Origin of the sequence: Acinetobacter psychrotolerans, from assembly GCF_048552595.1 — a bacterium.
In the GTDB taxonomy this organism is placed as follows: Bacteria; Pseudomonadota; Gammaproteobacteria; order Pseudomonadales; family Moraxellaceae; genus Acinetobacter.
This window is the reverse complement of sequence record NZ_JBIMDK010000017.1, coordinates 56,638-78,327: the sequence shown is the minus strand read 5'-3', so window position 1 is coordinate 78,327 and position 21,690 is coordinate 56,638. Positions and strand designations below refer to the sequence as shown.

15 protein-coding genes and 2 tRNA genes are annotated in these 21,690 nt (G+C 38.2%); 9 read left to right on the top strand and 8 right to left on the bottom strand.

Annotation, left to right across the window (positions count from 1 at the left end; translation table 11 throughout):
* The first annotated feature begins 13 nt into the window (after positions 1 to 13).
* The 3 genes from ACG94X_RS13680 to ACG94X_RS13670 all read left to right on the top strand — a co-directional run bounded on the left by ACG94X_RS13680 (position 14) and on the right by ACG94X_RS13670 (position 858).
* Positions 14 to 90 (top strand) — tRNA-Asp (locus ACG94X_RS13680).
* A gap of 149 nt (positions 91 to 239) precedes the next feature.
* A tRNA-Val gene (locus ACG94X_RS13675) sits at positions 240 to 315 on the top strand.
* A 72-nt stretch (positions 316 to 387) separates the two neighbouring features.
* Entirely contained in the window at positions 388 to 858 is a 471-nt protein-coding gene (locus ACG94X_RS13670; RefSeq protein ID WP_419384258.1) for a DUF2750 domain-containing protein, read from the top strand.
* Between the two features lie 76 nt (positions 859 to 934).
* On the opposite strand, the gene ACG94X_RS13665 is transcribed toward ACG94X_RS13670, so the two are convergent.
* The 4 genes from ACG94X_RS13665 to yccS all read right to left on the bottom strand — a co-directional run bounded on the left by ACG94X_RS13665 (position 935) and on the right by yccS (position 7,650).
* Positions 935 to 1,720 (bottom strand): ElyC/SanA/YdcF family protein, encoded by a 786-nt coding sequence (locus tag ACG94X_RS13665; RefSeq protein WP_419384257.1) that lies wholly within the window; start codon positions 1,718 to 1,720, stop codon positions 935 to 937.
* 249 nt (positions 1,721 to 1,969) lie between these two features.
* Entirely contained in the window at positions 1,970 to 4,636 is a 2,667-nt protein-coding gene (locus tag ACG94X_RS13660; protein ID WP_419384256.1) for a PepSY domain-containing protein, read from the bottom strand.
* Positions 4,637 to 4,806: 170 nt separating this feature from the next.
* Positions 4,807 to 5,367: a YcxB family protein gene (locus tag ACG94X_RS13655; RefSeq protein ID WP_419384255.1), complete on the bottom strand. Its 561-nt coding sequence runs from the start codon at positions 5,365 to 5,367 to the stop codon at positions 4,807 to 4,809.
* A 108-nt stretch (positions 5,368 to 5,475) separates the two neighbouring features.
* Entirely contained in the window at positions 5,476 to 7,650 is a 2,175-nt protein-coding gene (gene yccS, locus ACG94X_RS13650) for a YccS family putative transporter (RefSeq protein WP_419384254.1), read from the bottom strand.
* A gap of 144 nt (positions 7,651 to 7,794) precedes the next feature.
* On the opposite strand from yccS, the gene ACG94X_RS13645 reads away from it, so the two are divergent.
* Together ACG94X_RS13645 and ACG94X_RS13640 are read left to right on the top strand one after the other, a co-directional pair.
* Positions 7,795 to 9,006: a multidrug effflux MFS transporter gene (locus ACG94X_RS13645; RefSeq protein WP_419384253.1), complete on the top strand. Its 1,212-nt coding sequence runs from the start codon at positions 7,795 to 7,797 to the stop codon at positions 9,004 to 9,006.
* 313 nt (positions 9,007 to 9,319) lie between these two features.
* On the top strand, positions 9,320 to 9,769 hold the full coding sequence (locus ACG94X_RS13640) for an ABZJ_00895 family protein (RefSeq protein ID WP_419384252.1): 450 nt from the start codon (positions 9,320 to 9,322) through the stop codon (positions 9,767 to 9,769).
* A 392-nt stretch (positions 9,770 to 10,161) separates the two neighbouring features.
* Here the strand turns inward: ACG94X_RS13640 and thiO are convergent, their stop codons facing one another.
* Both thiO and hemB read right to left on the bottom strand, forming a co-directional pair.
* On the bottom strand, positions 10,162 to 11,283 hold the full coding sequence (thiO, locus tag ACG94X_RS13635; protein WP_419384251.1) for a glycine oxidase ThiO: 1,122 nt from the start codon (positions 11,281 to 11,283) through the stop codon (positions 10,162 to 10,164).
* A 158-nt stretch (positions 11,284 to 11,441) separates the two neighbouring features.
* Entirely contained in the window at positions 11,442 to 12,455 is a 1,014-nt protein-coding gene (hemB, locus tag ACG94X_RS13630; protein WP_419384250.1) for a porphobilinogen synthase, read from the bottom strand.
* Positions 12,456 to 12,560: 105 nt separating this feature from the next.
* On the opposite strand from hemB, the gene ACG94X_RS13625 reads away from it, so the two are divergent.
* The 4 genes from ACG94X_RS13625 (at position 12,561) to ACG94X_RS13610 (ending at position 16,554) form a co-directional block, all read left to right on the top strand.
* On the top strand, positions 12,561 to 13,088 hold the full coding sequence (locus tag ACG94X_RS13625) for a thioesterase family protein (RefSeq protein ID WP_419384249.1): 528 nt from the start codon (positions 12,561 to 12,563) through the stop codon (positions 13,086 to 13,088).
* Between the two features lie 331 nt (positions 13,089 to 13,419).
* On the top strand, positions 13,420 to 14,577 hold the full coding sequence (locus ACG94X_RS13620; protein ID WP_419384248.1) for an HlyD family secretion protein: 1,158 nt from the start codon (positions 13,420 to 13,422) through the stop codon (positions 14,575 to 14,577).
* Positions 14,578 to 14,583: 6 nt separating this feature from the next.
* The gene (locus tag ACG94X_RS13615) at positions 14,584 to 16,110 is read left to right on the top strand and encodes a DHA2 family efflux MFS transporter permease subunit (protein WP_419384247.1); all 1,527 of its coding nucleotides are present in this window, start codon (positions 14,584 to 14,586) and stop codon (positions 16,108 to 16,110) included.
* A 75-nt stretch (positions 16,111 to 16,185) separates the two neighbouring features.
* Positions 16,186 to 16,554: an endonuclease domain-containing protein gene (locus tag ACG94X_RS13610; protein ID WP_419384246.1), complete on the top strand. Its 369-nt coding sequence runs from the start codon at positions 16,186 to 16,188 to the stop codon at positions 16,552 to 16,554.
* 97 nt (positions 16,555 to 16,651) lie between these two features.
* Here ACG94X_RS13610 and ACG94X_RS13605 read toward each other — a convergent pair whose 3' ends face one another.
* Complete coding sequence (locus tag ACG94X_RS13605) at positions 16,652 to 17,656, bottom strand: DUF2971 domain-containing protein (protein ID WP_419384245.1); 1,005 nt, start codon at positions 17,654 to 17,656, stop codon at positions 16,652 to 16,654.
* 190 nt (positions 17,657 to 17,846) lie between these two features.
* Positions 17,847 to 21,536, bottom strand: coding sequence for a methionine synthase (gene metH / locus ACG94X_RS13600; RefSeq protein ID WP_419384244.1), 3,690 nt, complete (start codon positions 21,534 to 21,536; stop codon positions 17,847 to 17,849).
* Positions 21,537 to 21,690 lie beyond the last annotated feature (154 nt).

Sequence of the window (21,690 nt, the reverse complement as noted above, 5' to 3'; positions counted from 1 at the left end):
ATGTTGGATATATGCAGCGGTAGTTCAGTTGGTTAGAATATCGGCCTGTCACGCCGAGGGTCGCGGGTTCGAGTCCCGTCCGCTGCGCCATTTATCTCTATTCCTGAGATTAAGATAGATGGATTTTAAGATATTACGCAATGTTTTATCTTGGTAAGTCTTTAGGATAGAATCTAAAGGAAAATCAAAGATTTTTCTCTTAAGTTCAAACAAAGTTTCGCTTTGTTAATCCTCACTCAGGGCGCTTAGCTCAGTTGGTAGAGCGTCTGCCTTACAAGCAGGTTGTCGGCGGTTCGATCCCGTCAGCGCCCACCATTATATCTATCCCTTTCTTTATCTAATGTATCTGTATAGAATTGTTCTATAATTATTTTAAAAATAAATTTTATGAGAAATCCGTATCAACGTAAAGCCGCATCTTCTGCTCAGAAAGCTCCAGTTCAAGCTACAGATCAATACAAATACTTTGTAGAAACGATTGTTTCGCAAACCAAAGTATTTGCACTTTATGATGACGGTTGGGCATTGTGTGCGACACCGACAGGACAACAGTCTTTAGCCGTTTGGCAAGGTAAAAGTTTGGCACAGTTATTGATTAAAGATAATTGGAGCCGTTATTCAGTTCAAGAAGTTGACTTAAGCACTTTCCTTGAGCAAATGATTCCATTTATTCAAAAAAATAATACATTATTGTCCATTAATCTGACACCTGAAGGGCAGAATGTATTGGTATCTGCTAGTAAGTTTTTAATTGATATGAAAAGTTATTTATATCAACTTTATACAACACAACCTGAATTATTTAAAAATAATAGTAAATTGCCTTTGCCACGTAAAATTAGAATTAATCAGATATAGTTTTTCTATAATTTAAGTTGTAGTGGATCGTTAATTTAAGAAAACCATCAAGGTAAACAAGTTATATAGGCGAGTGTTAATACTCACCTAAAATCCAACCGCTGAGATATGCAAAATATTCTCTTAACCATGCGTTATAGCGCGTTGTAATGGGGGTTTTAGAACCAATGGTTACAAAGTTACGATAGCCTTGTTTTTCTGCAATTGCACCTGCACGTATGGTATGAAAATCACTAGTGACGATTGCAATTTTTGAGTCTACATTTAAATGATACTGCTTTAAAATTTGCTGACTATTTTTTAAATTTAGAGCTGTACTGGTACTTTTATTTTCCTGTAGGATTCTTTCTACTTGAATTTGATCATTTTCTTGTAAATATTTAGACATAATTTCAGCTTCAGTCCGTTTTTCACCATAATCGAGTCCACCACTGACAATGATCAATGCTTGAGGTTGTTGTTTAGCAACATCTGCTGCGCGGTCTAAGCGTTTAGCCAGAGTGGGGGAGGCTTTACCTTGCGTGACTCCGCTGCCTAAAATGATAATGGCTTGGACATTTTCAATATGGTGTTCCTGTTGAGATTTAACGTGAATGTATCCAAAAAAGACAATCAAACTTAGTAACCAAACGGCAAAAGATATCCATCCAAATTGCCAAAGTTTTTTTATGTTTGAATGCGCTGCTAAGAATTGATTAATGCGATGAATCCATAATGCAGTGATGCAGAAAACTAGACCGATTAACAGAGGTAAAATTGTTCCTAGATGAATCTTTTTATAAAGAAGCAGGATAAAACCATCGAGAAAGAGTAAAAAACCAATAATAAATAGAATAATACGGAAAAATTTATTGTTATACATAGCTTGAATCATTAAGCAAAAGAGACATAAAAGAATTCTAAACGGTATTGCTGTGTTATTTGTAAATAAATGCTATCTCAACGAGATTAAATATCCGTTTTACAAGTATATTTATTCGAAAGGCATGATTGTGATATTTATAGGATACTTATACCAAGACTACATATAAAAATCCGAGCAATTGAGCTCGGATTTTTTTGATTAGTTCAAATGATACTATTTAATCTGTATAGCCTTTAAAAATGGAAATTAGTACACATCACGGCGGTAACGTCCATTCTGACGTAATTGATCCATCGTCTCTTGCCCAAGAATATCAACTAAAGCTTGGTCTACATCACTCGCCATGCCATTGATACTACCGCAGACATAGATCACTGCATCATTGGCAACCCATGCTTTTAGTTCTTCTGCATTGTCACGAAGTTTATGATGTACATACACTTTTTCAGCTTGGTCACGAGAGAATGCTAGATTAATACGTTTGAGCATTGCTGTATTTTGCCATGCTTGAATAGTTTCTTTAAAGAAATAGTCATTCGCTTGTTGGCGTTCCCCGAAAATGAGCCAGTTTTCGGTGTAATCTAGACGAACTCGTGCATGAATCAGACTCATTAATCCTGCAATACCTGTACCATTTCCGATACAAATAATAGGACGATTGTCTGCAATTAAATGGAAGGATTCATTGGTACGAATACGCAGTGCGATGTCTTGACGTAATTGAGTATGCTCAGTAAGCCAACCCGAACCCAAACCTAATTCACCTTGTTCATTCTGTTGCTGACGAATGACTAATCGTAATACCTGTTGGTTTGGAATGCTTGCAATAGAATACTCACGTGTTGCGAGAGTCGGGAGCTGTTCTAGTAAATGCTCCATATTTGCAAAAGGTTCAATATCAACCGTTAAATTACGATTCCAAAGTACCTGTTGAATGCTTTGATTCAGTGAATCCACATGAGTATCGGCATGAATTTGGTGTTGAGTTAAGAATTTTTGAATACGTTCAGGGCTATTCCCAGTCTGAATTTCTGCAATATCACCTGCTTTCCAAGTCGCTTCATGAGCCGCATGTAATTCAATATTAAATGCAGGTGCGCCTGAACTATCTGGATTTAACAATTCACGTTTAATCAATTTCCACTGATCAAAGGTTTTATCAATAGACATCGGTTGTAAATCAAGGCGAGTGCTTTGTGCTAAAGCTACATTCCACTTTTGAATATCATCATTATTGGCATTGTTTACTTCAATAGTTGCAAATAATTGTTGGGCACCATTTTGCTTTAACCATGTATCAATACGATGACCAAAACTGCAATATGTTTCAGGATATTCTTCTGAACCCAAAGCTAATACTGCATATTTTAAATGAGAAAGGTCAATGGACATTGCCATCATCTTTTTCTCAAAACTTGATGCAAGATCAGGTGCTTCACCCGTGCCATAAGTGCTCGCAATGAATAAGACTTGCTTCGCTTGTTTTAAATCATCTACTGTTAGTAGTTGTGCAGCTTTAACGGTAGTTGGTTGGTGCGCTTCTTGTAAACTACTTGAAGTACGCCAAGCCAATTGTTCAGCAACACCTGTTTGTGACGCATAGACGATGAGCCATGGTGTCGCATTGGGGTCGAGCTGTATCGCCGAACTAGATTGTTTTGCAGCCAAAGTTAATTTCTTTTGCTTGCGACGTTTGAGATAGAGCATCCAACCCGTTACAAAGAACAAAGGCATTGCCAATGCAGCGAGCATGACAATGAATTGATAAACAGGTCCAAAGAAACTACCACGATGTACTGGAAGCATGCTGCTCATGATTTTTTCATTCAGCGGCTTATCTGCATATAATTCAACTTTTTCAAGCTGAGCATTTTGATAGTTATAGGTCGCTTTATTGCGTGCACGCTCATGTTGTGGAATGGCATCTACAAATGAGACTTCAACTTTACCATCTGCTTTTTTAGGAATTGAAACAGTTAAAGTTGAATAATCACGTTTAATTTGCGCATTAAACCCACTCCATGTTTGCGTGAGTGCAAGTTGAATCTGCTCAGGTTTTAAGCCTTTTTTCTCTGTTTTTTCTAGATCAGTCTTATCTTTTGATTTTTCTTGTGCCGCAGATTCAGGACGATTCTCACCACGGTTGTGTGCAGCAGGGTGACCTTCACGAGGTAGATTTGCACCACTTGGTTTATTGCCTTCACCACGTTTGCCTTGTTGAGCCTGCATTTCAGGTTGAGGCTGTTTAACGCCTAAAACCTTAAACATGCCATTACGCCACCAGTCATAAGACCAATACAAACCTGTACATGCCAAAATCAAATAGAAAATAATGACCCACGTACCCACAACAGCATGTAAATCCCAAAGGAAATTACGACCTTTTAATTTAGGTTTAATCGTAAACCATTGTTTAAAAGAATGCTTTTTCGGCCAGCGCAGATATAAACCACTCAGTACAAAGAAAATTAGCATCAATGTACATGCGCCCGTAATTTGCTTTCCAACCTCACCCACAGTCAAATTGCGATGCAATTGTTGCACAAATTGGAAAAATTCTTTGCTTTTTACTTCTGGAAGCACTTCGGCAGTGTAGGGGTTGATCATCATAGTATACCCCTTACGCGCACCTTCTTTCACAATATTAATATTGGAAGATTCTTCAGGCGCTTTCGCAACGGTAATACTATTGATCTTTATTTTAGGATTTTTTGTTTGAAAATGTTGATAAATTTCAACTGGTGTTAATTTGGTTTTATTCTGAACTTGAACAGTATAACTGTCCGGGCTTAGCCATTTTTGAATAGGTTGTTCATAAGAATAAAGAGCACCAGTAACCCCCATAATAGAAAGGATTAACCCTGCTGTAATCCCCAAGAACCAATGTATTTGGAAAAAGATTTTTTTGAACATGGCTGTGGATGAGACGTTGTGATTTTGATAGGGCAAATTATAGCTGAAGATTCGGTAGATAAAATGGATTTTGCGGATAATATTTATTATCATTATCATTTTTATTACATTGAATTTTTCAAGTTAAAAAAACCTCCACAATAAGGGAGGTTCATCTACATTCTACAAACTTAAAGTGTTTTGGCTGCGCCCACTGTTTCATTCAAATGCTTACGCAACGTTTCAAATGAAAAGTTTTTACTGTTCATACGTTTAGGCAGAATGTACGCACCTTGTTGGTCTTTTACTTTAAAGTTAACCAAGATAAATTCAGGCGTGTTATACCATTCGTAAATATCTTTCCAAGCAATCGTACCACGACCTTCTTGTACGCCCATTTTCTGAATCATGACAATACCACTTGGTTGAATACCAAGTTTAATGCCTTTGATTTCTTGAACTGGGAATTCATTCATTTTACGTTTTACATACCATTCCAAACCGAATTTGCGAACTAAAAGATAGATCGCAACACCGGCAAGAAGTACCCAAAAAAGAACAGTCGAATAGTTCTTAATGAGAATAAGACCTAGCACTGACAATGCGACAATTACACCTAAAATTGCCCAAACTTTCATACTAATTTTATTGGTGCTGCGCCAAATCGTGAGTTGAGCGCTGCGTTGTTCAGTTTCTGAAACTTCATATGGAACAGGTTGCAGAGTATAAGCGTAAATATTTTTGGCAGTCATAGTGTCAGTAATGTATCTAAATCGAGTTGGAGTTTAGCACTAAATCATCGTCATCATTAGATTTAGTACGCGGATTATACCAAATAACTAAGCAAATTTTATGCACATTTATAATGAAGCCAATTCAGTTGATTGATTATCACGTTCATGACTCAAATTTTGTTTTAAGCTGCTGAGTCGTTTTAAAATATTAAACATTAATGATAATTGTTGAAGAATAATCAATGATTTAGGATCATCCCATTCAGATTGATTTAAACGCATACGAATCGTCTGTGACATATTGTGTGCTGTTAAATCAGGCATTTCATCATATAGCAATGCACCACGAATATCATCTAAAGCTTGATCTAAAAGTTTTAAAATCTCTGGATCTCGAATTTGTTCACGATGCGCACCTAAAGCTGCAATATAACTAATAAATGTATGATTTAAACACAAAAATTCAAAAGCTAAGGTTTTTTGATTTGGGTCGAAATCGGGTTCAGTCGCAAGCGTTGAAATTAATGAAGCTACATCTGCATCGGTATTGTGTGCTGCGCGGCGGACGACACGATAGTTCAAACCATTATTACGCCCATGATGATACTGATCCACCACCTCTGCTAAATATAGACATTGTGCTTCTAATGAACGTTGAATGGTTCTTGGTAAGCGACGGAATTTCCAATCTGGGAAAATAAAGCTCACCCCAAACCATGCCAAAGCACAGCCGATCACCGTATCAATCATACGTGGAAGTGCTGCCTCAAAACCAAGCCCATCCAAGTTGAAATTAATCAGAGCCATAATGGTAATAAAAGCAGTAGCTTGTGCATATTGTTTACTGCGTAGGTCAAAGAATAAAACAGCACTGAGAACCAGTAATAATAATTGTCCTTCAATGGATGGAACAAAATATAAAATGGCGTATCCGAGAATAATACCGCCAAGCGTACCAATAATTCTTAAACGCAAACGACGTTTGGTCGCATTAAAGTTGGGTTGGCTAACAAATAGTGCAGTGAGTAGAACCCAATAACCATATTCGATATTGGTCAATTGCACAAAAACGTAGCCAATAAACAATACGATCGATACGCGAATCGCATGTCTAAACAGTACAGATTCTGGAGTTAAATGTTGTTTGACTCGAATGACGATATCGTCCCAACCTTTAAGATCATCATCTTTCAATTGGTTTTCTATATGTTTGCTTTGATCAAAAGTAATATGACGTTCAGTTTCGACATTATGCAATTGTGCATCGATTGATTTCAGATTTTGATATAGTGAAAATAAGGCATTGATCCAAATCAGGTCATATTTTTCTTCTTGTTTTAAGCGTTCCAAAGATTGCTTTAAATTTTTAAAAGTGTATTCAAAACGAGTGTTATGCTTATAAGTTGTACGATGCAAAATGCTGTCGCTTAAATCTTTACACGCCTTTCCTTGTAAGGAAAGAACCCGCTGAAAGCGAAACAGAATGTCGCTATGTTCAAATAGTTTTGCCAATTTTAAATAATCAATATGTGCTGAATCGGCACGCTCATGAATATCTTGGGCGACAAAATAATATTGTAAACTACGGCGAGTATCTCGTTGCCCTCGGTCACCTTTTAAACGGGTCAAAAGTGCCATACGCATTTCATTAAAAAAGTTAATGAGCTGTGCATTTTCCAAGGATAAACTGATCATACTTTGTTGATAACTACTGGGTGTCATATCGACATCAAATAGATTAGATTTTGAAAATAAAAAATCCCCAAGCGCAGAATAACATTGTGATAGTTTGTCTTGAACTTGGCGAACTGGAAATAATAAAAAACTAATCGTGGAAATGAGTCCGTACCACATTGCACCAATCACTAATAAACTTGGCTGCATATACCATTGGTCAAATAAATGCACACCGAGCATGGAGTAGACCGAAACCACTAAGCATCCATAAGAAATTGTGGCGTAACGACGCCCTAAAGATCCCAATAAAATCAAGCCAATACAGGAAACGATTAGACCAAGGGCAAAGATAATTGGGTAGGGAAATAAAAGCGTTACAGACGCAGCGGTGATAAAAAAACCGATATAGGTATATAGTAAATTTTGGATACGCACTGAAAAACGGTCATCAATATCACTTAAACCTGCAGCAACCACACCTAAAGTCAAAGGAATGGTCAGGATCTGATTACCTAGGAAATAAGGCACAAAAGCAGTACCAGAGAAGGCAATGATCATTCTCATGTTATACATGAAACTGGTGTTGTAGGTTGCTTTTCGCAGTTTTAACAGCCAAGTGTTCAATGGAAATCCTTATTTATCAATAGGGTGGTTTTCAATTGCAAATACGATGTTACTTGTGTGAATTTTCACTTATATTGGTGACAAATGATACATTGGACAGTGTAAACTTGTTTGCAATATTAGCTATTAAATTATAAACGATCTATGTCTGAAAAAAATGCGGGACAGCAGTATTCTACGGGTTGGATTATGCTTTTGGCTCTATTGACATCGTTGGGTCCTTTATCCATTGATATGTATTTGCCTGCATTGCCACAAATGGCACAAGATTTCAATGTTTCGACACAGCAAATCGCCAATACATTACCTGCATATTTTTTAGGATTAGCGATTGGACAATTGATTTATGGCCCAATCAGTGACCGTATAGGACGAAAAAAACCACTTTATTTTGGAATGGCACTTTATGCATTTGCAAGTTTATTGTGTGTTCTCGCACCTGATTATTGGTCTTTGATCGCAGCACGTATTTTACAAGCATTGGGTGGCTGTGTGGGTGTCGTCATGGCACGAGCTGCTATTCGTGATCGTTTAGATGTACAAAGTTCTGCACAAGCATTTGCCAGTATGATGATTGTTATGGGGATTGCCCCAATTCTTGCACCGACAATTGGTGCGATTATCTTACAATTTTTCAATTGGCAGGCTGTTTTTATTGCCCTATTTATCATTGGTTTAATGTGCTTGCTTTGTATCCACTTCTTTTTTAAAGAGACACTTGAAGCTGAACGCAGACTAAATTTAACCTTCAAGCAAGTTTTTATTTTATATGCAGCAATCCTCAAAGATAAAAGCTTTCGTTTTCCAATGATGGCAGGCTGTTTCACAGGGGCAGCGCTGTTTTGTTATATCAGCTCAGCACCTGCAGTGTTGATGGACGATTATCAATTATCACAACAACAATTTGCCTTTGCTTTCGGATTTAATGCTTTGGGTATTATTGTCCTTGCATCATTGAATAAGCGATTAGTCAATAAAGTATCGGTTATCAATCGATTAAAAATCGGTGGCTTAATTCAATTGACGGGTGCAATTATTATTGTGATTTCAGGCTTGTTTGCACATGCACCATTCATATTGATCATGCTTGGTTTGTCTATGACTGTTTCTGGAATTGGTTTTACAGGACCGAATGCAATGGCTTTGGCAATGTCGAAGCAGGGTGCGAGAGCAGGAACTGCAAGTGCGATTATGGGAAGTATGCAATTTGCTTGCGGGCTTCTAGGCGGAATATTGTTGAACTTTTTGGTGTGGAGTCACTTATTGAATATGGGCATTCTTATGCTCGCATTTACATTATTTGGCTTTGTTGCCATATTAAAAGTAACGCAACAGCTAAAATTGCAAAATATATAGGAATTGCAAGATTAAAAACAGAAAGTCTAGACAAACAAAAGCCGACGATTCGAGTGATGAATAAATCGTCGGCTAAAATACTTCATTGAATCAAGATTCGGGCTGCTATTCTAAATCTTCATACAGAAGTATAAATGCTCAGTCTCTCTGGGGAGCAAAGGTCTCCAAATTTTTGCGGATGCCGTGCAAAATACATTTGGTTGCTGCGACCTTATACATATATAACGACACGAGTTTCAGATTGGTTGACAAGAAAGTGAAAAAAATTTAAAAAAGTTTCTATAATGTATTTTTTAAGCTCGGATAAACTTCGATGATTTCGCTAAACAAATATTTTTTATGGTTTTTTATACTTTGTTTAGTGTTGACCATGCTGGCAGGTGTACTCGCTGCTTTATTACCAAATCAAATTGCAGGTGTTTTAACCGCGCTTCCGTATTTGATTGCGATGATTATTGTACTCTTCCGTTTTTTAAAACAACAAAAACGTGCGCCGACAGCACAAGAACGTAACAAGCTGTGCTTGGGTTTTAGCTTAATTTTTTGGAGTTATAATTTAATTACAGTTTTTGCAGGTATTGTTTTATTTGCTAAAAATGATCCAGAAATTTGGAAGACCTTTGTATTGTATATGCAAAGCTCACAATTTTTAATCTCGGCATTGGTTATGCTGTTGATCCTTGCAATTCCTTTATATTTAATTACATACTGGTTTTATGGTAAACAAGCACAACGCATGGCGAACAAAATGTTTGGTCAGTAAAAAATGTTGAATACTTGATTCATTTGTTTGTTTGGTGATGATTCATTTATTGATGAATTTAATTGCGTGTTAATGAACAAGCTTGTGAATAGACTTCTTGCGTAAGTTAAATACAACCAAATATTTACAATTAAAAATGTTATAAAGCCAATATTAGTCGTTCCTTCTCTTGCGCCATATATTGCTCAGGGATGAGGAATATATTCCGCAAGTAGATGAGGAGAGTGTATCAAAAAATCCTCTCCCTTTTGCGAAACCGTGTTTCTCATCCTTTAAAAGGAGAGGGAGCTCCAATGTAAATAAAAATGGATTCAAAGTTACTTTTCGCAAGACATCTATTATATATTCAAATGCTTACTAAAACTTGATTAGATTATTCAGCATTCACAATATTACTGAGCATTCATAAAAGTGCGCTGTAATCGTTCTGTAGAATAGGCTTTCGCATCAACTAAGGTTTCTTGGTTGAGCATGAGTTGTCGTAATAATCGTGCAGAAGCCGGGCCCATACACAAGCCATTGCGATAATGTCCAAAATTCGCCCAAAGGTTGTTCAGCTCAGGCATTTTCCCAATATATGGAATACCCGTCGGTGAACTTGGTCGCAGCCCAGCCCATTGTTTTACAATAGGAAAGTTTGCCAGCTCAGGCACCATTTCCAAACAGGCTTTATAAATATTTTGCTGTGTTTGCACACTTGGACGTTTATCAAAACCAAGATGATCCATACTTGAACCACAGACCACATGACCATCCATACGCGGAATGAGATACATGACCTTGTTCATACACATTGTTGGTAGCCAGTTTTCTGGTGTTTTGAAGAGCATCATTTGCCCTTGAACAGGTTCTACTGGAATTGAAAGTTGCAGTTGCGTAGACCATGTGTTTGACCATGCACCTGTTGCAATGACAAATTCATCCGCTTCAAAATGTTGTCCATTGGATGTTTGAATGGATTGAATATTTTGATTCTGAATATTAAATTTTTCAATCCATGTATTTTCAACAACATATATATTGGGATGTTGCTTGAGATAGGTAATCAGCGATTTTAACAGCCGTGGATTTCGAACATTTGCCAATTGTGGAAAATAGATCGCTTGTTGTAGTTGCGCTGAAATATGTGGATTAACCTGTTCGAGTTGTTCTCTTTGTAAATATTCACAATGTTGCATGGGTTCATTGAATTGGTTTTTATAATTTAAACCTTTTTCAAAATCTGCTTCATCGAAAATAAGCATGCCAGTTTCATGAATTTGAAAATCTATATCTGTTTCAGGTAGAAGTTTGTCATTCCACTCTTGGTAAAGTTGTTTGCCGTATTGAGCGATCTGATTCACTTCTTGCGGATATCGCCATGGATACATGGGCGAAAGAATACCACCACCTGCCCATGAGGCAGCATGACCAGCATATTGTTGGTCGAAAATGGTGACCTTACAGCCTTGTTCAACAAGTTCAAGTGCGGTGAGTAAGCCACTCACTCCTGCACCAATAATGGTGATATGCATTGTATATTTTGTACCAATTTAGGATTCTAAAATCCTCCCCAACCTTCCTTTCTAAAGGAGATAGCTTACCATTTTAGATAATTCTCCTTTTTAAAGGAGGGAGCTTATCAATGTAGTTAGTTCTCCTCCCTTTAAAAAAGGGAGGTTGGGAGGGATTCTTACTTCATCTCTTTCAATTTACGTGCAGCATCTTCCGCATAATAAGTCCAGATACCGTCTGCACCTGCACGGCGGAAGCACATTAAAGATTCCATAATCACGCTGTCAGATAACCAACCATTTTGGATGGCTGCGGCAAGCATGGCATATTCACCACTGACTTGATAAACAAAAGTAGGAATGCCAAAAGTGTCTTTTACTTCACGGACGATATCTAAATAAGGCATACCTGGTTTGACAATAACCATGTCCGCACCTTCTTGAATATCCAATGCAATTTCATGCAACGCTTCTGCACGGTTGCCGACATCCATTTGGTAGTTGTATTTATTACCACCTTTTAAATTAGATGATGAACCGACTGCATCACGGAAAGGGCCGTAGAAACTCGATGCGTATTTCGCAGAATACGCCATAATATTGGTATGAATAAAACCATTACTTTCTAAAGCTTGACGAATTGCACCAATGCGTCCATCCATCATATCGCTTGGTGCAACAACATCTGCACCTGCTTCTGCATGGCTTAACGCTTGTTTGATGAGGCATTGAACCGTTTCATCATTCAATACATAGCCTGTATCATCAATAATCCCGTCTTGACCATGTGTAGTATAAGGGTCTAATGCACCGTCAGTGATGAGTACCATTTCTGGTAATTCTTTTTTCAAAAGACGTATTGTATTTTGTACCAAGCCGTCTTCATGCCAAGCAGCTTCTGCTGTTAAACTTTTGTCTTGTTGTGGTGTAACTGGAAATAAGGCAAGTTTCGACACACCAAGTTCTAATAAAGTTTCTGCTTTTTTCAACAATAAATCTGCCGATAGTCGTTGAACATTTGGCATACTGGGTACATCTTGGCTTTGATTTTGCCCATGGAGTACAAATACTGGATAAATGAGATGGTCTGCTGTGAGTTGAGTTTCTCTTACCATCGCTCTAAGCTTGTCGTTTTTGCGGATACGACGCATGCGAGTAGCAGGAAAAGCTGGACGATTGAACGTGTAAGTCATAACAATCTCGATGTTCAGTATTAAACTAGGCGATTATTGTAGCCCTTTCATATATTTTTTGGGAAAAAGCTGAATATTTTTCTCAATATTGGTTTCGAAATTCTTATGAGTGATTCTCCTAAAACTGATTCTGCATCAAGCGAATCACAAAAAAAGTGGACTGGTAATTTACATTTAGGTGCGAAAGCAGATTTAAATGTTGTACTTAACCAACTGACTAAAGCGTTTAATGGTTCGCCCTATTTTTCGCATAACACCATGCAAATGCGTGTCGTAAATGACGAAATTGAAGGCTATATTGAAATGCAGCCATTTCTGATCGGAAATGTTGCTTTTCAGATTTTGCATGGCGGTGTTGCTGCAACTTTACTCGATAGTATTGGTGGGATTGTCGCAATGGGTGAGTTGTATAAACGTGCAGAGCCAGACCAACTACCAGATACATTGAAAAAGGTATCACGTTTGGCAACAGTAGACATGCGTGTAGATTATCTTGCACCGGGGCGTGGACAATATTTTATTGCCAAAGCTGAGACTTTACGCATGGGGCGCAAGGGTTGCACGATGCGTATGACCATGGTCAATGATGAAGGCAAAGCGATTGCAACAGCAATTGCGTCTTATGCATATTGATGGGTAGCTAAAGTGTACTAACCAGTACAGATTGTATTCATTGTGTCAATATAAGCCATCGGAATGAGTATTTTGATGGCTTATTTTTTATTATAAAAATGATTAATATCAATAGTTCTTAGTGAATTTATAAAAATAAACTCTAGAGTAATATTTTTATTCTCACACTATGATTTTTGACTGTAAAATTATCAGCCACAATTTTAAGAAATTGACTTTCTCATCATCAATAACTCAACACGTATTTGATGTCTTTAAGCTGTCATTCAGATAGCGTAAATAGAATGCCGTGTGTTGTTTTGACCAAGTCTAGATTAGCTAGGAATATGCGATGACTGAAGCGCAAACTACGAGTGCAGCACCAGAAGACCTAAATGAAACGCAACAGGATCTGGCGAAGCAGCAAAAACGTAAAAAAATGCTGAAAATATTTGCAATAATTATTATTGCAGTAGCAATTCTATTTGCAATTTGGACGTTACTCTTTGGTAATACAGTAGATACAGATAATGCCTATGTTGGGGCAGAGACTGCTGAAATTACCTCGATGGTGAGTGGACAAGTTGAAAAAGTATTGGTCAGTGATACTCAACAAGTTAAAAAAGGCGATGTTCTTGCCATTATTGATAATCGTGATGCAAAAATAGCTGTTGCTGAAGCGGAAGCAGCTTTAATGAAAGCTAAGCGTCAATATTCACAAAGTTCGGCAAACAGTAGCTCATTATCCTCACAAATTTTAGTCAGTGCAGATGATATTAACAGTGCCAAAGCACAGGTGGCACAAGCCGATGTAACGTATCAACAAGCACAGCAAGAGTTTTCACGCCGTCAGCAATTGAGTGCTTCGGGTGCAATTTCTAAAGAGGAATTTAGCAAATCGCAAAGTGCATTAAATAATGCCAAAGCCAATGTTGATGTTGCACAAGCAGCACTTGCGCAAGCGGAATCTAAGCGTAAAGCTGCGCAAAGTAACTTAGATGCCAATGAAGCTTTAATTAAAGGCAGTTCACAAAGTTCTACTCCTGATGTGTTGGTGGCTCAAGCTAAGTTGGATCAAGCTTTATTAGATTTACAACGTACAGAAATCAAAGCACCTTTAGATGGTGTGGTTGCACGTCGTAGTATTCAGGTGGGGCAGCGTATTGCAACAGGTGCGAGCTTGATGAAGATCGTGCCAATTCATGCTTTATATGTGGATGCAAACTTTAAAGAAAGTCAGTTAAAAAATGTCAAAGTTGGTCAGAAAGCAACATTAACATCTGATTTATATGGCGATGATGTTAAGTATCACGGCACGATTATTGGTTTCTCTGGTGGTACGGGTTCAGCATTTGCTTTAATACCTGCACAGAATGCCACAGGTAACTGGATTAAAGTGGTGCAGCGTTTACCTGTTCGTATCCAACTTGATCCTAAAGAATTAGAAAAGCACCCATTACGTGTCGGTTTATCAATGGAAGCATCCGTTGATATCTCTTCTTCGAAGTAATGGCTTATGAATACCGCAGCATTTCCGGGTGAGCTAAAAGGCGGTAAGTTATTACTGGCTGCCTTTTTTCTCGCATTGGCAAACTTCATGGTTGTATTAGACATGACCATTGCCAATGTATCTGTACCCCATATTACAGGTAGTCTCGCTGTTTCTAGTACGCAAGGGACATGGGTCATTACCTCTTACGCTGTTGCCGAAGCGATCTGTGTACCATTAACAGGATGGTTAGCAGGACGTTTTGGTGCAGTCCGTGTATTTACCATCAGTTTGATTGGCTTTACTGTATTTTCAATACTTTGTGGTTTATCGAACAGTTTAGCCATGCTGGTGATTTGCCGTATTGGACAAGGTTTGTTTGGTGGTCCGATTATGCCACTTAGCCAAACTTTGCTCATGAGCATTTTCCCACCCGAAAAACATTCTCAGGCGATGGGAATGTGGGCAATGACCACTGTTGTTGGGCCGATTCTAGGGCCGATTTTAGGTGGTACGATCAGTGATAACTGGTCATGGCATTGGATTTTCTTTATCAATATTCCAGTCGGCGTGATTTGTGCTGTCGGCGTGATGCGTTTGATGAAAACCTCTGAAACCCCCATTATCAAACGTCCAATAGACAGTGTTGGATTAGCATTATTGATTATATGGATTGGAGCACTTCAGTTAATGCTCGATTTAGGGCATGAGCGAGATTGGTTTAATAACCCCTTTATCTGCGTTTTAGGTGTGATTTTAGTCATTGGATTTATTACCTTTATTATTTGGGAATATTATGAAAAGCATCCAATTGTTAATATTCAAATTTTCCGATATCGAGGTTTTACTGTCGCCACATTGTCACTGGCTTTTGCTTTTGCAGCGTTCTTCGGCAGCATTGTACTTATTCCGCAATGGTTACAGATAAATTTAGGTTATACCGCTTCGTGGGCAGGGTATCTGACTGCAACTATGGGCTTTGGCAGTTTGCTAATGTCACCGATTGTGGCGAAGCTAGCGACCAAATATGACCCTAGGGCATTGGCTAGTTTTGGTCTAATGATTTTAGGCTGTGTAACTTTAATGCGTTCGTTTTGGACCAGTGATGCAGACTTTATGGCATTGGCTTTACCGCAAATTATTCAAGGCTTTGCCGTACCATTTTTCTTTATTCCACTGTCGAATATTGCTTTAGGCGTGGTTCGTCCTGACGAAGTGGCATCTGCTGCGGGTTTAATGAACTTTATGCGAACCATGGCAGGGGCGATCGGTGCATCTGTTGCTGTAACCATTTGGGATGACCATACCAAGCTTGCACGCAGTGAAATAGTTTCTAATATGCATGTAGAGGAAACGCAGAGTACTTTGGTCAATAGTGGTTTTAGTCCTGAAATGGCTTTGGGTACAATTTCCAGTTTGGTGGATAAAGAGGCGTTAACGCTGTCTGTTAATCATGTGTTTTTAATTTTTGCGATGATCTTTATTTTTGCAGGATTGATTATATGGTTATGTCCTAGACCGAAAGGTAATGTAGGCGCAGGGCATGCACATTAGTCTTTAAATTGAACATTATAGCCTGCTGAAAAGCGGGCTTTTTTGTAGAATCTATTCAAATAAAAGAGAATAAATATGAAACCTTATAATAAAAACCTTAAGCAACCTGCTCGTGATCTAAGAAATAATATGACTGATGCAGAATTGCTACTTTGGTCAAAGTTGCGCCGTAAGCAAATTTTAGGGTTACAGTTTTATCGGCAGAAACCGCTTTTAAATTTTATTGTAGATTTTTATTGTGCATCTGCGAGTTTGGTCATTGAGTGTGATGGTAGTCAGCATTATACAAATGAAGGCTTAGAAGCGGATTGTATACGTGATGAGGCTTTAGCTCAGTTGGGATTAAAAGTTTTGAGGTTTGATAATAGGCAGGTGTTGGGGGATATTGATGCAGTGATTGAAGTGATTTATTGGGCAGCTTCTCAAAATTTGGAATCCTCTTAAATCCTCTGTTCAAAGGGGGACTTCACACGATTTTAATAGTGGGATTGAATTTGTGTAGCTCCGCCCTTGGAAAAGGGAGGTTGGGAGGGATTAATAATTATAAGTCATCAATTTTTAAATATTCCTCATCTATCTGTTTTGTGGAGTAATGGACTGTATGTGTAAATAAATCATTTTCAGCAGTTTTATATTGTGCAAAGAAGATTGGGTTAGCTAAAGTACTTTTAGAGTGGCTTAGATCAATGTAACTTACTTCATAACAATCAGGTTCTCTACGAATAATCTCGGCTAATTTCTGCAAGTAAGGAGCAAAATGTAGATACTCTAATTTAAGTGTAGATGGATCAACTGCTAAATGTGCAATGTTAGATATTGAGTATTTATATTTAAAAACAGTTGGAAATTTATCTTCTAATGGTTTAGCTTTAAATTGAAAAGAATTAGGTTTTAAATGCATTTGAAAATATTTTATTTTACGTCCTTGTAATGTTTTTATGGTTTTGGAAATTGTAGATTTTGGTGTTTTGAGACCAAAATATATGGCTTTTACAGCTCTATAGTCATAAGTATTTATACCTTGATTCTCTGTGATGATTCTTAACTCTTGTTCATACTCCCACCTCTGTGATTTATAACCAAGCATTTTTTTAATTAAAATATCAGGATTTGTTTGACCTAAAAGCTGAGAAAAATCTAAATTTGGAATATTATTTGTGTATTGAACATCAAAACATCTATGTTTAGGATTTTGCCTTGATAGTAGTTTTTCTAAATCATATTCAATACAAAAGCCTTTATGGCTATTCGCATAATGAGCCCAAAGTAATTCATCACGATAAGTTTTACTTAATGAAAATATACCAAGTTTAGTATCTTTCATATCGAGGATGTTTTGAAACCTTTGTTCAATTAATGCTAAGTTATCTGAGTGTTGATAAAAAATATTTTTAAGATGATTTAATTGCTGTTCCATATCATTAATACTAATAAGTCCTTCACATGGATCATTAAGTTGACTTGTATTTGAAGCCCAAAATGTATCATTTTTTAATGATTTTAAATCTCTTGTAAAAGAGCCACCACGATATTTATATACAAGCATAAGTTAATATTTTTCAATAGTGTAATTGATCTTTATATTGTCGTTTTATTAGAAAATTCAAGATGTATTATTATATCAATTTAATCCCTCCCAACCTCCCTTTAAAAAAGGGAGGAGCTGTCACGTAATTCATTAAATCACATGAAATCCCCCTCTTTTTCAAAGAGGGGTTAGGGGAGATTTAAAAAACTTAAGAAACCGAACCATCCAAATTCGGCGCTAACCAACGCTTCGCTTCATCCAATGTCCAGTTCTTACGCTTTGCATAATCATCAAGCTGGTCGCCTGCAATTTTCCCCACGTTAAAATACTGACTTTCAGGGTTCGCATAATAAAAACCACTGACAGAAGAAGGTGGCCACATTGCAAAACTAGAAGTTAACTCAGTGCCAATTTTCGCTGTGGAATCTAACCAACTAAATAAAGTCGCTTTTTCAGAATGCTCAGGGCAAGCAGGGTAACCCGGTGCAGGACGAATACCGACATACTTCTCTTTAATCAGCTCTTCATTCGATAAGTTTTCAGCAGCTTGATAACCCCAGAACTCTTTGCGAATACGTTCATGTAAATGCTCCGCAAAAGCTTCTGCAAAACGGTCACCCAAAGACTGAGCAAGAATCGCAGAGTAATCATCGCCTTTGGCCTTATACTCATGTGCCATTTCTTCCGCACCAAAGATTGACACAGTGAAACCACCTAAGTAGTCATTCGCCTGATCTTTCGTTGCAACAAAATCAGCAAGTGATAGGTTTGGTTTACCTGTCACTTTATCCGACTGTTGACGAATATGATGGAAAGTATGCGTTACAGCCTGACCATCTTCCGTAAATACTTCAACAGAATCGGCTGCAGAACGATTCGCAGGATAAATGCCAAATACTGCACGAGCATCGAAACGATTATTCTCAATAATATCTTTAAGCATTTCCTGCGCCTGATTATACAAATCAGTCGCTGCTTCACCGACAACTTCATCTTCAAGAATTTTCGGGAATTTACCTGCCAAACTCCACGAGATAAAGAATGGCGTCCAGTCAAAATAAGGCACTAAAGTTGCAAGCGGATAATGGGTTAAAACTTTTGTTCCAAGCAAATTCGGCACAGCAGGTGTATTTGCAGCAAAATCAATTTTCAAACCATTTTCAATGGATTCAGCATAAGACAACTTGGCAGCTTTCGGCTGTTTATTGGCAATACGTTCACGCACTTTTTCATATTCAGCACGAGTTTCCTCAACAAGCTTAGGCTTCATGTCTTTAGAAAGTAACGTTGTCGCAATACCCACTGCACGAGAGGCATCCGCCACATAAATCACTGCATCATTCGAATATTGTGGATCAATTTTTACAGCAGTATGCGCTTTAGAAGTGGTTGCACCACCAATCATCAATGGTACATGGAAGCCTTTACGCTGCATTTCTTTGGCAACGAAAACCATTTCATCCAATGACGGTGTGATTAAACCTGAAAGACCGATAATATCGACTTTTTCATCAATCGCTGTTTGTAAAATTTTCTCGGCAGATACCATGACTCCAAGGTCGACAATGTCATAACCATTACAACCGAGCACTACGCCAACGATATTTTTACCAATATCGTGTACATCGCCTTTCACCGTTGCCATCAAAATTTTACCTTTGGATTGGCTACCCGATTTTTCAGCTTCGATGTACGGGTTCAACCAAGCTACGGCTTGCTTCATCACACGGGCAGATTTCACCACCTGTGGTAAAAACATTTTACCTGAACCGAACAAATCACCCACCACGTTCATGCCGTCCATGAGTGGGCCTTCAATCACATCGAGAGGGCGTTTGGCTTTTAAACGTGCTTCTTCTGTATCAACATCAATAAATGCCGTGATGCCTTTAACTAATGCATATTCAAGACGTTTTTCTACTGGTTGATCACGCCATTCTAGGTTTTCAACTTGTTTTTGTGCAGCACTTTGACCACGGTATTGTTCTGCAACTTCAAGTAGTTTTTCCGTAGCATCCTGTCGGCTTTCACCTTGATTCTGATTCAGTACAACATCTTCAACAGCATCTTTTAATTCTTTAGGAATATCATCGTAAATCGCCATTTGACCTGCGTTTACAATCCCCATGGTCATGCCTTGTTTAATGGCATAGTAAAGGAATACTGAGTGAATCGCTTCACGAACAGGTTCATTGCCACGGAAAGAGAAGGATACGTTAGACACACCGCCCGAAATCATTGCATGAGGTAAGTTTTGTTTAATCCAGCCTGTTGCTTCAATGAAATCAACGGCATAGTTATTGTGTTCTTCAATACCTGTTGCAATTGCAAACACGTTCGGGTCAAAAATAATATCTTCAGCAGGGAAGCCGACATCATTGACAAGTACGTCGTATGAACGCTTACAGATTTCACGTTTACGTGCTGCAGTATCCGCCTGACCAGTTTCATCAAATGCCATGACGATGATAGCGGCACCGTACTGACGGCACAAACGTGCTTTATGCACAAACTCGTCATAACCTTCTTTTAAGGAAATTGAGTTAACAATTGACTTACCTTGTACGCATTTCAAACCTGCTTCAATGATTTCCCATTTCGATGAGTCAATCATGATTGGTACTTTGGAAATTTCAGGCTCAGATGCGATGAGATGGAGGAAATGCACCATCGCACCTTGCGAATCGAGCATGCCTTCATCCATGTTAATGTCGATGACCTGCGCGCCTGCAACCACTTGTTGTAATGCAACATCAAGTGCTTCCGTGAAGTTTTCTTCACGAATTAAACGTAAGAATTTTTTCGAACCTGTGACGTTGGTACGTTCACCAACATTCACAAACAGTGAGTTATCATCAATGTTAAATGCTTCAAGACCACTTAAACGACACGCAGGTTTAATTTCAGGTACTTGGCGTGGCTTAATGTCTTTGACTGCATTGTAAATGGCACGAATATGATCAGGTGTAGTACCACAACAACCGCCTGTAATATTGATCAAACCACTTTCGGCAAATTCTTTTAGGAATGCGGCAGTCTCTTCAGGAGTTTCATCATAACCACCGAAAGCATTCGGTAAGCCTGCATTTGGATGCGCCGAAACAAAAGTACCTGCAATATCAGATACAGTTTTGATGTGTGGACGCATTGCATCTGCACCGAGCGCACAGTTAAAACCAATCGACAATAAATCGCCGTGACGTACAGAGTTCCAAAATGCTTCCGCAGTTTGACCTGTTAAAGTACGACCAGAAGCATCGGTAATCGTGCCCGAAATCATTAATGGTAATTCACGACCAAGTTGGTTAAAGACTTCTTTTACTGCAAAAATGGCAGCTTTACAGTTCAGTGTATCAAATACAGTTTCAATCAGCAGAATATCCGCACCGCCTTCAATGAGGGCGTGTGCAGCTTCAATATAGTTTTCTTTTAGCTCATCAAAGGTAATGTTACGAAAAGCAGGGTCATTTACATTTGGTGAAATTGAACAAGTACGTGATGTTGGCCCCAAGACACCTGCAACAAAACGAGGTTTGTCAGGTGTTGAATATTTTGCACAAGCTGTCTTGGCAATACGTGCTGCTTCAAAGTTAATCTCATGAACCAAATCTTCCATGTGATAGTCCGACATGGAAACACGTGTGCCGTTAAAGCTATTGGTTTCAATAATGTCAGCGCCTGCATCTAAGTAGGCTTCATGAATATCCTGAATAATCTGAGGTTGAGTCAGCACTAAAAGGTCATTGTTACCTTTCAGGTCAGATGCCCAATCGGCAAAACGCTCACCACGGTAATCGGCTTCTTCCAGTTTATGGCGTTGGATCATCGTTCCCATCGCACCATCAATGATCAGGATACGTTGAGCGAGAAGCGATTTTAGGGTGGCAAGTGTCGACATTTAAAACTCTCAGACAGGTTTTCAAAACGTGCAATATATTATCAGATACTCTATGCGAATGCTGTAAAAGCTGATTTCAACTAGATTTTATTGCTCTTTTAATGATGAGAATATTTTATTTGAAAAATTGGTATTGTTGATAAGCAGAATGATT

Coding starts and splice junctions, on each gene's coding strand:
- ACG94X_RS13670 (WP_419384258.1), top strand. CDS start 388: ATGAGAAATCCGTATCAACGTAAAGCCGCATCTTCTGCTCAGAAAGCT.
- ACG94X_RS13665 (WP_419384257.1), bottom strand. CDS start 1,720: ATGTATAACAATAAATTTTTCCGTATTATTCTATTTATTATTGGTTTT.
- ACG94X_RS13660 (WP_419384256.1), bottom strand. CDS start 4,636: ATGTTCAAAAAAATCTTTTTCCAAATACATTGGTTCTTGGGGATTACA.
- ACG94X_RS13655 (WP_419384255.1), bottom strand. CDS start 5,367: ATGACTGCCAAAAATATTTACGCTTATACTCTGCAACCTGTTCCATAT.
- ACG94X_RS13645 (WP_419384253.1), top strand. CDS start 7,795: ATGTCTGAAAAAAATGCGGGACAGCAGTATTCTACGGGTTGGATTATG.
- ACG94X_RS13640 (WP_419384252.1), top strand. CDS start 9,320: ATGATTTCGCTAAACAAATATTTTTTATGGTTTTTTATACTTTGTTTA.
- thiO (WP_419384251.1), bottom strand. CDS start 11,283: ATGCATATCACCATTATTGGTGCAGGAGTGAGTGGCTTACTCACCGCA.
- hemB (WP_419384250.1), bottom strand. CDS start 12,455: ATGACTTACACGTTCAATCGTCCAGCTTTTCCTGCTACTCGCATGCGT.
- ACG94X_RS13625 (WP_419384249.1), top strand. CDS start 12,561: ATGAGTGATTCTCCTAAAACTGATTCTGCATCAAGCGAATCACAAAAA.
- ACG94X_RS13620 (WP_419384248.1), top strand. CDS start 13,420: ATGACTGAAGCGCAAACTACGAGTGCAGCACCAGAAGACCTAAATGAA.
- ACG94X_RS13615 (WP_419384247.1), top strand. CDS start 14,584: ATGAATACCGCAGCATTTCCGGGTGAGCTAAAAGGCGGTAAGTTATTA.
- ACG94X_RS13610 (WP_419384246.1), top strand. CDS start 16,186: ATGAAACCTTATAATAAAAACCTTAAGCAACCTGCTCGTGATCTAAGA.
- ACG94X_RS13605 (WP_419384245.1), bottom strand. CDS start 17,656: ATGCTTGTATATAAATATCGTGGTGGCTCTTTTACAAGAGATTTAAAA.
- metH (WP_419384244.1), bottom strand. CDS start 21,536: ATGTCGACACTTGCCACCCTAAAATCGCTTCTCGCTCAACGTATCCTG.